Genomic DNA, 12,651 nt, shown 5'->3' with positions numbered 1-12,651 from the left:
GCCTTTATTCTTCTGCGTCCATAAAACGTATCTGATTTTTTCCTGCCCGCTTGGATTCATACAGGGCCTCGTCAGCACGCTTATATGCAACATCTATGTCTCTGTCATTTTCTGTTATCTCGGTCACCCCAAGAGATGCATGTATTCCGTGAAGATCTCCTACTTCTACACTGTTAAGTGATCTGAGCATATTTTGAAGAAGCTCCGTAACTTCCTCTCTGTTCTTCTTCCCTCTTATAAACACTATAAATTCATCACCGCCAAGCCTTCCGGGAAAACTGATTCCTTCCTTCAAAACCTTTTCCTGAAAAGTCCACTTCTTTGTCATATCCACTCCGAGGCCCTCGATAATTGTCTGTCCCGCTATCTGGATAGCCTTATCGCCCATCTGGTGCCCAAGTTTATCATTTATCTGTTTGAACTCGTCGAGGTCGAGAAGACATATTGCAATATATTCATCATGGGGATTTGAAAGGATATTTCCTGCAAGGGAGAAGAAACGCCCTCTGTTTAACAAAGACGTAAGCGCGTCAAAACTTGATTTTATCTCCAGCTCGCGCTGAATCTGTATATTTTTCTGCATCGTGACAAACTGCTGCATTCTGGTCCTCTGAAAGGCGAAGTGCAGTACGATTGAAAGTGATACGAAAATAATTACATTATATAAATCCTGCTCTGCGATGGAAATTGCTTTGATTTTAAATGAACAATAGAGAAAACATCCGCAGCACAATGCTATGCCTGCCAATGTCCTTAGCATGGTTGAAATAAAAGAAAAAGACAATACAACCAGCATGACCATGAAAAGTGTAGCTGCCATGTATGGCTGATCAATTGATATTTGAATGGAATAGGCCATCCATATAAGCATATTTACGACTACCAGAACCGTCACTCTTCCGGTAGTTGGTTTCGCTCCATAGGTCTTGCACACCACAAAAAACACAGCAGAAACAACTGCATAAACAATATACAGTCTCATCTCGCTCTGGTTTACGCTGAAAATATCAAACGCTGAGAATATAATACACAGCACATTCACTATAAAGAACCATATATTCAGAATCATCACATGTTTTCTATTGGTTCCGTTTATAAGCTCTGTGCATTCCTCTTTAGTTTCTTTATCGTAACCGTAATGATTTATACTTTGTGCTCTCATGCTCCAATCCTCATTATTGAAATCGCATAGCATGCCACAATACGTATATTATTACTGTAACAGATAAATCTAATAATTATCTAAAGATAGCATTATATTTATATGATAAGCTTTTTCACAGCGCTCAGTAATTCTTCATCCTTCATGGGAATCTGCATTCCGAATAAGTCCGGCTTCTCCGGTTCTATAAGACCTCTTTCAATTACCTGTGCAACAGCATTAGCACAGATGCGGCAATCATAGATATCCTTTAGTTTCTTGGCCTTATCCCAGTCAACATCCTTTATATTAAGTGAATCCCTCATCATGGCGTGCAATATCAGAGCCGCTTTTTTCTTTGTGACAGGTTGCATCAGCATCTCTTCTGAATTATCCGCCATCATATGCTTCCAAAAAGCGGCTGTATCGCCACGGTATTCTTCTGTTAAATAATCTATGAATGCTTCAGTCGTCATTTTACCTATATAATCAGCCTTTAGGAGTCACAACAATCGTAACCTGGTCACAGGCTTTAAGTCCGTCTACTTTAAATACACCTGTGTCATTCTCGGTTTCTTCTCCTGTCCAAATATCTTTTACAAGATATTTATCTGCTGATTTTATCCTATCTCCCAGGAACTTTTGAATTTCCTTATGGGTAATACTGTAAGAGTCCTTCTTATCTTCCTCGCTGACATTTACAAAGGTTATTGCAAATCTGTCCCCGCTAAGCGGTTTAACAAGAATATCCACACGGTTTATATCGCGAATATATTCCTTGTCAGGACACTCCTTCGCCAGAGTTGAAAATACCCTCTTTGCCTGAACTCCGAGAGAGTCCTGATTAATTGCAATAGCATCGTCATTGGCGATTATGTTATAGATCCAGTCACCTTTTTGTACTCTTCTAAGATCAAGTCCCAGCATAAGAGGCGAATTCATCATGCACCACAGTGTCATATGTGTTCTGCACTGAATCTCATCAAGTCCGTCCATGCCTATCATCAGCATATCGGGATCGTTCCAGCCCTTATCAAGACCTGCGAACTCATCCATTATGACTGCCTTGTTATACTGCGTCGTCACACTTGGAGTATAATCATCCTTCCAGTCGCCGTGCCCGGGATCTCCATCACTTCCTACCCGGAATGTTATATCATTCAGGATTCTCCAGCTGTCACATACTTTGTAAGCCCAGTTCTGCGGATGACTCTTACCCCATTCGCAGGCAGAATAGATGATATCGTGTCCAGGAGCAGCTTCATTAAGTGCCTTCAGGATTCTGGAATATGAATTAAGAGTGTTTTCCTGTCTTCTGTGATTCATAATCCTGATATGATTAATACCATCACCAAGCTTGACTGTAACAGGCTCACTCCAGATGAATTCCTTATCTGCAGCCTCTTTATTTTCTTCCCCGTCCAGATCCGGCATATTGTTATCCACGGGATTATTTCTGTTATCGGGATCATTCAAATTCTTATCAGAGAGCTCCGCATCAAGTCCCTTGGTAAGAAAATCGTCATAATAATACTCATCACCTACTGCAAGCTGAAGCCAGTCACCACGACCCTCCTCTTTTGAGGACCTGTATTCCACTAAGATCTGGTATTCATTATTATCTGTCTTATTATCAGCAGAGGGCTCATAATCAAAAATGAGTTCACTGCTTCTGACTCCCACGGGAGAAGCATCCGGTCCCGTTCCATCGAAGGTTCCGAGCCCCGTCACATAATCCTTTTCTGCATGAGCACGATCACCGGTTATTCTGCCATCGGATACGGCGCTAAGAATCTCGCTTTTCTTTCCGCATATTTTTATCGCTCTGATATCAGGCGTAAAGGTGTATGCAGCATTCTCTGAATTTGAAAAAGTAGCGTTATCAAAAGGATAATAGCAATTATCAACCTTCATAAAATCAACGCCCCATTCAACATAGCTTTTTGCATCCACATCCTCGTATCCGCAAATGCCAACCCTTGCTCCGGAGCAGGTCTTTACACCTATATCATTGTACATGCCAAACTTAAGACCTTTAGCATGGACATAATCGGAAACAGACTTAAAACCACCCGGGAACTTCACCGGTTCCGCAGCTAGCTTTCCGTCAATCCTCTCGGGGTTATAACAGCCATCGTCCAAAACTACATACTGATAACCTTTCTTATCAAGGCCCAGCTCTACCATTTTATCTGCCATTGCCTTGGTCAGTGCTTCGGTATTACCGCTTCCGAAGGCATTCCAGCTGTTCCACCCCATTGCAGGAAGGTGGTTTTTCTTTTTTCCAAGTAATATTTCGTTATTATCAAAACTGTTAAAGCGTCCGGCCTCTGTTATTTTGTCAGGTCTAAGCATAGGTCCTCCCGTGAAAAGAAACTTATCTGTATTTACATTATTAACTTATCCTAGTTTTGCAAAAAACTCTTCTCACTATTTGCCTTGCTACTGTCAAATAATGCTTTAAAAGTGCGCTTTTCTTTTATAACTCAAATTCCTCACCCGGCTGCATGATCATCACTTTTTGACCCGGATATTTTATTTCCACATAGTCCTTAAACTCGTTTGGATCAGCACCATTGAACTTAAACATATCGTAATGTCCCGGAACGGCAAGTGCCGGCTTTAAAGTCCCCACCAGATCTGCTGCCTCCTGATATGTCATATTTCCGATGCAGTTATCTCTAAGTCTCACTGCATCCCGCCCGTTTATCGGAGGGAACATGACATCAAAGGGGCCGCTTTTCCTTAGCTTGTCATATACCCCTTCATAGAGGCAGGTGTCTCCCATGTGGCAGATTTTCTTTCCACTGAAAGTAACTATATACATCAGATACGGGTGAAGCCCCTCCGGCGAAGTATCAAGAAATTCATGCGCTGCGGGAATTGCCTCTATGTGCAGGTCATCTACATCCGCAGAGTATTCTTCATCCACAAAAATAAACCGTTCTTTTTCTATGCCAAGTTCATCGGGCAAAGTCTTTTCAAAGTACTTAGGTGCTACAAATTTTGCCTTGGAATTAATCCCAGCAATTTTTACCCAGGCATCTCTATCTATGTGATCTATATGGTCATGAGTTCCGAAAAAGAGGGAAACATCCTTCAAAGCTTCGATATCGAACGGGGTCTTTACCTGTCTGCCCTCCATATCGGATAAGAATAAATCTATACCGAACCTGTAGCCTGTCTCCTCATCCCATACCAGAATTCCCTGTTGTCCTGTACGCATGAATTTAACTGCCATGATGAACCTCCTCTTAGCACATTATTTCTTTTGCATATCACTTACTATTTTCCCATTCTCAACGTAAAGTCTCTCTGTTGCAATCCTGTCCACAAACATCTTGTCATGCGATGTGAAAAGAAGTGTCCCTTCATACTCTATCAGCAGCTTTTCAAGCGCCTCAACCGAAGGAATATCAAGATAATTTGTAGGCTCATCAAGAATGAGCAAATTGACATCCGACACAAAAAGCATCGCAAAGGAAAGCTTCATCCTCTCTCCTCCGGATAACTGTGATGCCTTCTTGTTCATGTCTTTTTCAGTAAGCAGTAACCTGGATAATATTATACGTGATAAGCTTTCTGTCTGTATACTTACCCTTCTTATGTTTTCAAGCACTGTCCGGTCATAATCTATCTGCGACATGTTCTGCTTGGCGTATCCGATCTTGGCCCCCGGAACTACGTAGACCATATATCTATTTGCTATGAGTTCCAGCAGTGTTGTCTTACCGGCACCGTTACTTCCAAGAAGCGCCACCTTACTTCCGTTTTTTATCATGAAATCCGCATCATCAAGTATCACATTGTCGTCGTATGAAAAGTTAATATGCTCGCCTCGTATGACAATTGGATTCCTTGGAGGATTTGTCAGCCTGAAGTCCGGTCTTGCAGTCGGTTCCTCCTTTGGCTTCTCCTTGACCTCCATGTGTTCTATCCTTTTTAAGACATTGGATGCACTTTTCTCAATTCCTCTCGCCTTATCCTCAGGTTTCCTGTTTCCGCAAAGGGCCCGTGCCTTAGCTTCACTTGCAGTGATGTTCCTTGGCTTTTTCTCAACCTTCTTTGCCTTGGCTTTCTTCTGAGTGTAAACATTCTGCAATCTTTTCTTTTCAGACTGATAGTTTTCATATTCCGAGAGCTGTGTTTTATACTGCTCTTCCTTCTGAACAACATAATCATCATAATTGCCGTTATAGCTTTGAAGCTCACTAAAGGATATCTCAACAATCCTGTCGCATAGCTCATTGAGTACGGTTCTGTCATGGCTGATGATAACCATTGTTTCAATTTCTCTAAGTCTTTTCTTTAAAAGCTCCACCCCATCAAAATCAAGGTTTGAGGTTGGCTCATCAAGGAAAGCTACCGCCTGAGGGCTTGAAAAAAGCTGCGCCAGTCTGATTCTTGTATTCTCGCCGCCGCTGACATTTTCTTGCCAGAGCTGATCGCTGACTCCCATTTTTCCTGCTTCCTCATAGTCTGTTTCATAGACCGCCGCCATACCAAACTGCTCAAAATAAAATGGCTCACAGTCTCTGTAAACTGTCCCTTTAGTCGGTTCTATTTCTCCTGATAGAATTTTCAAAAGAGTGCTTTTCCCTGCTCCGTTTACACCAACAAGACCTACCTTTTCACCTTCGTATAAATAAAATCTGTCAAAATCAAGAACAGTCTGTTCGCCGTAGGAATGAACTATATTTTCTGCTTTTATAAGTAATCGTCTGGGCATAGTACCTCCTTTTAATTACATGTTTCTGTTATAGATTGGCTTTACATATTTTCTGTTAGTTCCCACAAAAGCTATGGCCGCAAACACACTTAGAAGCTCAAACAAAAGGAGCACAGCCCTCTGATCCATATAGACTGTAAGAACACCGGCCATCAGCTGCGCTAGAAGTGCACCTGATGTACTAAGAACCTGAAAAGCCCCGTTAAATCTGCCCTTTGTCTCATCCGGAACATAGCTCTGAGTTGAAGAGATTCTGATTGTGTAACTGGTTACTCCTCCGATTCCCACAATAAGGCCAAGCCCCATCGCAATTTTCACAGGCACATATAGATATAATCCCTCAAAAACGCCTATGATTATGTACACCAAAAGAGCTATATAAAACTTGTATTTTGCAGGGAGCTTCCTCCTGTAGTGGAACATCCCTCCAAGTCCTCTTCCTAAAAAGCTCATCCCGAAAATACACATGAAAAGGTATTCTCCGTTTTTGTAGTGACTCTTCAAATATGGGAGGCATATTACATCAGAAGCCCCTCCTGCCATAGCACTAAACAAGAAATAAACAGCAATGACAAGCAGTCCTTTTTCCGAAAAAAGATATAAGAAACCCTCCTTGATATCAAAGAGCATTCTCTCTACATGCCCCATATCCTTAGTATCCTGTCTCATGCTCTGCTTTTCTATATATTTCTCCTCAGCCTTTATATTTACTTCAAGTGTTGCTGCCATTAGGAAGCACACTGCGTTTGCAAGAAGTAACGGACCAAGGCCCACGAGATTATATAAAAAGGTTGCTACAGGAACCATGAACATCGCCAGCGTCTCAAGCACACTTGCTATAGAGTATGCCTTTGAATAATTCCCCTCCGTTATAAGAAGCGGATAAAAGCTGTCATAAGCCACCATGTATATACTGCTTATCGAGCCTATTAGCAGACTGAAAAGTGCAAATAATGGAAAGCTGAACCACCCTCTCATAAGAAGAATGCCAACCAGCAGATAGATAGTTCCCATAGTGTAGTCCAGGGTATATATCATCTTTTTCCTGGAAAATCTGTCGAGTACTGCACCTGATATTATGGGTACAATCAGCTTTGGCACAGTATAGGTCATAAGATATACTGCATACAGCATTGTTGACCCTGTATAGTCAAGCACCATAAGACTCATGGCAAATCCTGCCATACTATTTCCAAACATTGAAATCACGCTGCCTATAGTTATTATTGTAAAATCCCTCGTCCATAAGGGATTCTTTGTTTTCGTTTCCATACGTCCTCCTGTCATAAATTGCAACTTCCGCGACACAAAAAAACCGCCTGCATTATGCAGACGGATCCATTATCCCTTAACACCACATACCGCTACATTATGAGCAGCATGCTATTTTCACTTAATATATCAGAACTAAAAACGCCCCTGATAAATCAAGGGCCACGGTACTGATAATCTATGACCAATCGGCTCTATGAAAAATGTGTTCAAGATAATATGATCCGTGCTTAAAAAAGCCATTCTCTGATGACCTTTTCAATCTGCATATTGCAAATTTATGAATCAATATTACCTATTCCGCATTCCTTTCATACCTCCGATAGTTTTTGTCAAACGCTAAATATTATTCAAACACCAAACATTTTTCTTGTCAACAGTTTCCACTAAAAATATCCTGCCACATTTCTTCGTGCTGTTTGCAAAACAAAATCGGCTTATCCTCTTTTGAAAAATACCTAAGCTCCAATGTCTCTTCCTGATCACAGAATAATTCTCCGCCTACGACTTTTAACTCATAGGCTATGCAAATACTGTGAGCCTTATCTCCGTTGGGATATTCAATATCGCTATCCGTATAGATTCCGATTATCTTACCTGCTTCAACATCAAGTCCGGTCTCTTCTTTTGCCTCGCGTACTGCTGCCATTTCAGGTGTTTCACCAAGTTCAACAGCACCTCCCGGAAATCCCCATTTGTTACTATCTCCTCTTCTCTGAAGGAGAACTTCTCCCTTATCGTTGAAGATACAGCCGCCTGCAAATACGAGCATTATTTTTTCATGGCCGACCTTGCTTCTGAGCCATCCAATGTAGTTGTGAGATTTGTCAAAATGCATTGCTCTCCTCCGCCAGTTAGCCTCTGTTAACCCACTCAAGGATAATTTTTCTATCGTACTCATTTAGATTTTCAGGCAACTCAGTTTTTCCAAAAAATCTGTGCTCCATCACCTCGCCGGGATCATTCACGATATCACCGGTGTATTCTTTTGTGATGAAAACTATTCCCGGACCAAAACATATGTCACTGTTAGGATATTGTATTATGCGGTCCTTCCCCGAATAGAGCTGAAACACCTCAAGTTTTCCAAGCGTAAGACCGGATTCCTCCAAGGCTTCCCTTCTGATGGTTTCTTCAAAAGTCTCACCCATTTCCATGGCTCCGCCTATAATGGCCCAGCACCCGTTATCCTGCCTCTTTTGTAAAAGGATTTCGCCCTCGTCATTTTCAATTATCACACCGCAGGCACAGGTCATCACAGGAGCATGTCCAACATGCTTTCTCATTTCCTTAATGTAACCATCTTTTTTGTATAACTCGATATAGTCATCAATATTCATAGGAGACCTTCCCTGATGTTTATATTTTTAGAAAATGATAAAGCATGCCCCAAGGGCGAAGTCAAATACAGATTATATGTCTTTTGTAGCTTTTTAGACCTTCATAGCCTCGGTTTCCACCCATGCGTGTCTGAAGCCGCTTTTAATGGCAACGTTTTGTGACTGAATATTTGCTGTCGCTGTCCCATAGAAAGGAACATCGCCCATTTCAATAATCTTGTTTTTAAGCAGAGTCACAAGATAGGATCCGATCCCTCTTGACCGGTATTCAGGTAAAACATCAATTCCTATCTGCTGCCAGTGTGGTGCATCTTCAGAACAGCCTGCCATACCCATAATGTTATCCCCATCAAGCGCAATGACTGCGATCCTGTCCGGCCGAACCGGACAAGGCTCAGGATAAGCAATTGCGTTCGGGAAGCGTGAATCACCGTAAAACTGACTTATTTCACTATTATATAGCCATTTAACACGGAAACGCTCTTCCACCTTGATATCACAGCAGGGCAGGAACATGTGATGCGTATGATTCATTTGGTAGCCATACGGTTTCAGTTCTTCATTTAACTTCAGAAGATTATCAAATTCAAACAGACGATGCGCCTCCTTATCTTTTATCAGCTCCTTCAGGAAATCCTGCAGGCATTCATCTGCCATGATGACAGTGCTATCTCCGAGAGTAGCCATTTCGAGGAATGGCATACCCGGGCTGTAACTCCTTCTCCCCTCATTCAAAGCGGGCTTCGTGATAATAATCTTCTTTTCCCTTAAATCTGCCGGGGTACAGTTAAAATCAATGGATATCCGCTCCAACAGCTTTTCATAGTATTCTTTGAACATGATTAGTTCTTAATTTTCCTTTCTCAATTCTCTATCTCAGAAGCGCTGTAAATGTATCCCGAAACGCCACTATATGTTTCTTCAAGGGCATTAGGATAATACTCCTCTAAGCAAAGACGCCCCTCCTTATCAAAACCATATGGTCCCCACTTTTGCCAGATTCCATCAAAAGCAAAGCCTGTTTCTCTGCAATACTTCTCTACTGCATTACTAAGATAGACAAGCACATTTTCTCTTTTTCTTGAAAAATAGATCAAAGTGATTCCATGATTAGAAATTCTAGGCTCCAGCCTGGAAGTGTTCCCAAACGGTGATGCGTGATAATACATATTTCAAAACCCACAAAACTTTTGTTTCATCTCATTATATTTTTCCGAGGTCATAAGCGCAGTTTCATCGGTATCTTTAAGAGTTACTGTATATGTCCACCTGCCGTATACCTCAAGCTTTTTGACCGCTTCAACTCTTATGATATATGACTTGTGACATCTCATGAATTTGTCGGGATCCAGCTTATCCTGGATAGAGGATAGAGACGTTGATGTAAGAAAAATCTCGTCCCCGGTCACTATTCTGCAGATGCCATCGGACCGTTCTATCATTATGATATCCTTAGTATCTATAAGGTTTATCTCTTCTTTGCCACGAATAACCAGCTTCTCATACCCGGTCTCTGTTTTAGCACCATTGGAACCGGTAGCATTCCCGGACGACATACTCTTTATTTTGCCAAGTGTCTTACCGATTCTCTCCAGGTCGAAGGGTTTTACAAGATAATCAAAAGCATATATTTCAAAGGCATTAGCCATGTACTCGCTGTGAGCTGTTGCAAAAATAATCTTCACCTTCGGATCCACTTCGGTGATAGCCCTGGCACAGTCAAGGCCGCTTTCACCCGCAAGGTCTATGTCCATGAAAACTGCATCGGGGCGAAGTCTGATAAAGTCGCTGATAGCTGCAGCAAAATTTCCGCAGGAGGATACAACTTCACAATCAGGAGTCTTCTCTATCATCTTCTTTAAAATATTCCTGATCTGCTCCTCGTCCTCAACTACCATTACTCTTATCATATCTTCGCCCCTTAATAGTTCTTTTCCGTATTACCCGGTAAACTTAGTTCTTGTCCTTCTTAGTCTCGACATATTCGGCAATACCGCTTCCTATGTCATTCTTCATTTTCGTGTCTGCCTGAACATTCTTGAGATTGTAGTAATCAAGAACTCCAAGATTACCTGACCTGAGAGCTTCTGCCATCGCTCTTGGAATATCTGCTTCCGCCTTAACAACTTCTGCCTTCATCTCCTGTTCAAGAGCTACAGCCATTGCCCTTCTCTCCTCTGCCTTGGCCTGTGCAATCTTGGTGTTGGCCTCCGCCTGAAGGCTCTGCAGGTTAGCACCGATATTTCTTCCAATATCGATATCAGCAATATCAATGGACATGATCTCATAGGCTGTACCGGAATCAAGCCCCTTTTCGAGAACAACTTTGGAAATATCATCGGGATTTTCAAGAACACTGCTGTGCGTTGTAGCCGAGCCAACAGTAGTTACGATACCTTCTCCTACTCTTGCCAGCACAGTTGCCTCTCCGGCGCCACCGATAAGCTGATCAATATTGGTTCTGACAGTCACACGGGCTTTAACAAGAAGCTCTATACCGTCTTTTGCTACGGCTGAGATCTGAGGTGTCTCAATAACCTTCGGGGTTACGCTCATTGTTACCGCTTCAAAAACGTCACGTCCCGCAAGATCAATTGCCGATGCCTGCTCAAAAGAAAGGTTCATGCTGGCTCTTTCTGCTGCAATAAGAGCATTTACCACACTGTCTACGTTTCCGCCTGCAAGATAGTGTGCTTCAAGCTGATTGGTTGTAACATTGATGCCCGCTTTTGTCGCCTTGATAAGAGGGCTAACTATCTTGGCAGGCTTTACCCTTCTAAGCTTCATTCCCACCAGGGAAAAGATACTTATCTTTACTCCGCTGGCTACTGCTGAAATCCACATTCCTACCGGTATCACTGCAAAAAACGCTGCTATCAGTATGATTACTATTGCCGCTATTATTATAGTTGCCATCATTTTACTTATCCTCCTCAACCATTATCCTGTTGTTTTTTACTTCTGTTATAACAAGGGGTGAATCCTTTTTTATATAATAATTTTCAGAAAGAATATCAAACTTAACTCCGTCAAATTCACCTTTTCCGGAGGGTTTTAAGTCCGTTATGGCAACACCTCTTTTCCCGATAAGATACTCCATGTCCTTCTCATCGATAAACAGGTTTTTGCCCCGCAGGTCCTCATCAAGCTTAATCGGTGATTTTATCTTTTTTGAACTGAATACTATGATGCTTATCACCAGCATTACTGCTATAACAACGATAGCTATCACGCCCACAATAACTCGTTCCTGAACATTTCTTCCGGTTAAAAAGATACCTGCTGCGGTAAAAATGATGCCGGCAATCCCCGGAAATCCAAAGCCCGGCATATAGAATTCGACACCTATCAGAAGTATCCCTATTATCAGGGCTAGCACTCCCAATATCTGAACTGCTCCCATAACTATTCTCCTTTTTCAAAGCTTACGGTAAAGACAGTTTCTTCTTCGTCTGACGAAAGTTCAATGTCTCCACCGCTCTTATTCAAGATTTCGGATACGATTGCGAGCCCCATTCCATGGCCCTCTTCTTTCCTGGTAGAAAATCCCTTTTTAAAAATACTCTCTCTTATGCTCTCCGGAATCTCAGGGCCATTATCCTCCACATCGAAAATGTATCTCTCAGGCGTTTCCGTAATGTTCACTCTGATCGTCTTTTCTCCGCTGTCAAAATCCTCAAGCGCCTTAACAGCATTGTCTATCAGATTGGAAAGGACTTTGCACAGCTCCCAGTCTTCAATACTCAGCTTTTTAAGATCAGATTTGACTTCAATCAGAAACTCAATCTCTTTTGCTTCTGCCTCCGCCGACTTGGCTGCCAGAAGTGCATTTATCGCAGGCTTTGACGTCTTTACAGCTTTTCCTGTTTTAAGCAACTCCTTGTAAACCTTCCTGAGATATGAATTCATTTCCTCATATTCCTCAAGCTCCATCAGGCCATACACAATCTGCAAATGATTCAGATAGTCGTGTCTGTCCATTCTGAGTTTGTCATTCAGCCTGCACAGGTTATCGATACTTTCGCGAAGGGCATCATTCCTGGCAATCAGCTTCATGTAATTTCTTATCAGGATGGCAATGCAGCCTATGAGTATCACAACCAATGTGACACTTAAGATAAGATATAAATGTGTATCTCCCACAACCGCCTCCGTTTTTCTATATACTC

General features: G+C 42.0%; 14 protein-coding genes. All 14 read right to left on the bottom strand.

Annotated elements, in window-relative coordinates; translation table 11 throughout:
- Positions 1-4: 4 nt before the first annotated feature.
- Positions 5-1,162 carry a GGDEF domain-containing protein gene (locus G596_RS0106790; RefSeq protein ID WP_022761086.1) on the bottom strand — a complete coding sequence of 386 codons (1,158 nt, stop codon included), beginning with the start codon at positions 1,160-1,162 and terminating at the stop codon, positions 5-7.
- Between the two features lie 98 nt (positions 1,163-1,260).
- Entirely contained in the window at positions 1,261-1,617 is a 357-nt protein-coding gene (locus G596_RS0106785) for a hypothetical protein (RefSeq protein ID WP_155829176.1), read from the bottom strand.
- Between the two features lie 13 nt (positions 1,618-1,630).
- Positions 1,631-3,496 (bottom strand): alpha-galactosidase, encoded by a 1,866-nt coding sequence (locus G596_RS25485; protein WP_022761084.1) that lies wholly within the window; start codon positions 3,494-3,496, stop codon positions 1,631-1,633.
- A gap of 124 nt (positions 3,497-3,620) precedes the next feature.
- The gene (locus G596_RS23625; RefSeq protein ID WP_081646663.1) at positions 3,621-4,382 is read right to left on the bottom strand and encodes an MBL fold metallo-hydrolase; all 762 of its coding nucleotides are present in this window, start codon (positions 4,380-4,382) and stop codon (positions 3,621-3,623) included.
- Between the two features lie 21 nt (positions 4,383-4,403).
- Positions 4,404-5,870 carry a ribosomal protection-like ABC-F family protein gene (abc-f, locus tag G596_RS24340; RefSeq protein WP_022761083.1) on the bottom strand — a complete coding sequence of 489 codons (1,467 nt, stop codon included), beginning with the start codon at positions 5,868-5,870 and terminating at the stop codon, positions 4,404-4,406.
- 15 nt (positions 5,871-5,885) lie between these two features.
- On the bottom strand, positions 5,886-7,142 hold the full coding sequence (locus G596_RS0106765) for an MFS transporter (protein ID WP_022761082.1): 1,257 nt from the start codon (positions 7,140-7,142) through the stop codon (positions 5,886-5,888).
- 373 nt (positions 7,143-7,515) lie between these two features.
- The gene (locus G596_RS0106760) at positions 7,516-7,980 is read right to left on the bottom strand and encodes an NUDIX hydrolase (protein WP_022761081.1); all 465 of its coding nucleotides are present in this window, start codon (positions 7,978-7,980) and stop codon (positions 7,516-7,518) included.
- 16 nt (positions 7,981-7,996) lie between these two features.
- Positions 7,997-8,482 (bottom strand): NUDIX hydrolase, encoded by a 486-nt coding sequence (locus G596_RS0106755; RefSeq protein WP_022761080.1) that lies wholly within the window; start codon positions 8,480-8,482, stop codon positions 7,997-7,999.
- Positions 8,483-8,575: 93 nt separating this feature from the next.
- Complete coding sequence (locus tag G596_RS23620; RefSeq protein WP_022761079.1) at positions 8,576-9,322, bottom strand: GNAT family N-acetyltransferase; 747 nt, start codon at positions 9,320-9,322, stop codon at positions 8,576-8,578.
- A gap of 23 nt (positions 9,323-9,345) precedes the next feature.
- On the bottom strand, positions 9,346-9,651 hold the full coding sequence (locus tag G596_RS21280; protein ID WP_022761078.1) for a hypothetical protein: 306 nt from the start codon (positions 9,649-9,651) through the stop codon (positions 9,346-9,348).
- A 3-nt stretch (positions 9,652-9,654) separates the two neighbouring features.
- Positions 9,655-10,392 carry a LytR/AlgR family response regulator transcription factor gene (locus G596_RS0106740; RefSeq protein ID WP_022761077.1) on the bottom strand — a complete coding sequence of 246 codons (738 nt, stop codon included), beginning with the start codon at positions 10,390-10,392 and terminating at the stop codon, positions 9,655-9,657.
- A 43-nt stretch (positions 10,393-10,435) separates the two neighbouring features.
- The gene (gene floA, locus G596_RS0106735; RefSeq protein ID WP_022761076.1) at positions 10,436-11,401 is read right to left on the bottom strand and encodes a flotillin-like protein FloA; all 966 of its coding nucleotides are present in this window, start codon (positions 11,399-11,401) and stop codon (positions 10,436-10,438) included.
- Position 11,402: 1 nt separating this feature from the next.
- Positions 11,403-11,885, bottom strand: a complete 483-nt coding sequence (locus G596_RS0106730; protein ID WP_022761075.1) for an NfeD family protein — start codon at positions 11,883-11,885, stop codon at positions 11,403-11,405.
- Between the two features lie 2 nt (positions 11,886-11,887).
- A complete protein-coding gene (locus tag G596_RS21275; protein ID WP_022761074.1) occupies positions 11,888-12,625 on the bottom strand; it encodes a sensor histidine kinase in 738 nt (245 codons plus the stop codon).
- Positions 12,626-12,651 lie beyond the last annotated feature (26 nt).

Origin of the sequence: Butyrivibrio sp. AD3002, assembly GCF_000420905.1 — a bacterium.
Taxonomy (GTDB): Bacteria; Bacillota; Clostridia; order Lachnospirales; family Lachnospiraceae; genus Butyrivibrio.
Note: the sequence above shows the minus strand (reverse complement) of the source record. Positions and strands in the feature narration are given on the sequence as shown.

What these genes read in the sequence shown, in the direction of transcription:
- G596_RS0106790 (WP_022761086.1), bottom strand. Translation starts at nt 1,162, where the DNA reads ATGAGAGCACAAAGTATAAATCATTACGGTTACGATAAAGAAACTAAA.
- G596_RS0106785 (WP_155829176.1), bottom strand. Translation starts at nt 1,617, where the DNA reads ATGACGACTGAAGCATTCATAGATTATTTAACAGAAGAATACCGTGGC.
- G596_RS25485 (WP_022761084.1), bottom strand. Translation starts at nt 3,496, where the DNA reads ATGCTTAGACCTGACAAAATAACAGAGGCCGGACGCTTTAACAGTTTT.
- G596_RS23625 (WP_081646663.1), bottom strand. Translation starts at nt 4,382, where the DNA reads ATGGCAGTTAAATTCATGCGTACAGGACAACAGGGAATTCTGGTATGG.
- abc-f (WP_022761083.1), bottom strand. Translation starts at nt 5,870, where the DNA reads ATGCCCAGACGATTACTTATAAAAGCAGAAAATATAGTTCATTCCTAC.
- G596_RS0106765 (WP_022761082.1), bottom strand. Translation starts at nt 7,142, where the DNA reads ATGGAAACGAAAACAAAGAATCCCTTATGGACGAGGGATTTTACAATA.
- G596_RS0106760 (WP_022761081.1), bottom strand. Translation starts at nt 7,980, where the DNA reads ATGCATTTTGACAAATCTCACAACTACATTGGATGGCTCAGAAGCAAG.
- G596_RS0106755 (WP_022761080.1), bottom strand. Translation starts at nt 8,482, where the DNA reads ATGAATATTGATGACTATATCGAGTTATACAAAAAAGATGGTTACATT.
- G596_RS23620 (WP_022761079.1), bottom strand. Translation starts at nt 9,322, where the DNA reads ATGTTCAAAGAATACTATGAAAAGCTGTTGGAGCGGATATCCATTGAT.
- G596_RS21280 (WP_022761078.1), bottom strand. Translation starts at nt 9,651, where the DNA reads ATGTATTATCACGCATCACCGTTTGGGAACACTTCCAGGCTGGAGCCT.
- G596_RS0106740 (WP_022761077.1), bottom strand. Translation starts at nt 10,392, where the DNA reads ATGATAAGAGTAATGGTAGTTGAGGACGAGGAGCAGATCAGGAATATT.
- floA (WP_022761076.1), bottom strand. Translation starts at nt 11,401, where the DNA reads ATGATGGCAACTATAATAATAGCGGCAATAGTAATCATACTGATAGCA.
- G596_RS0106730 (WP_022761075.1), bottom strand. Translation starts at nt 11,885, where the DNA reads ATGGGAGCAGTTCAGATATTGGGAGTGCTAGCCCTGATAATAGGGATA.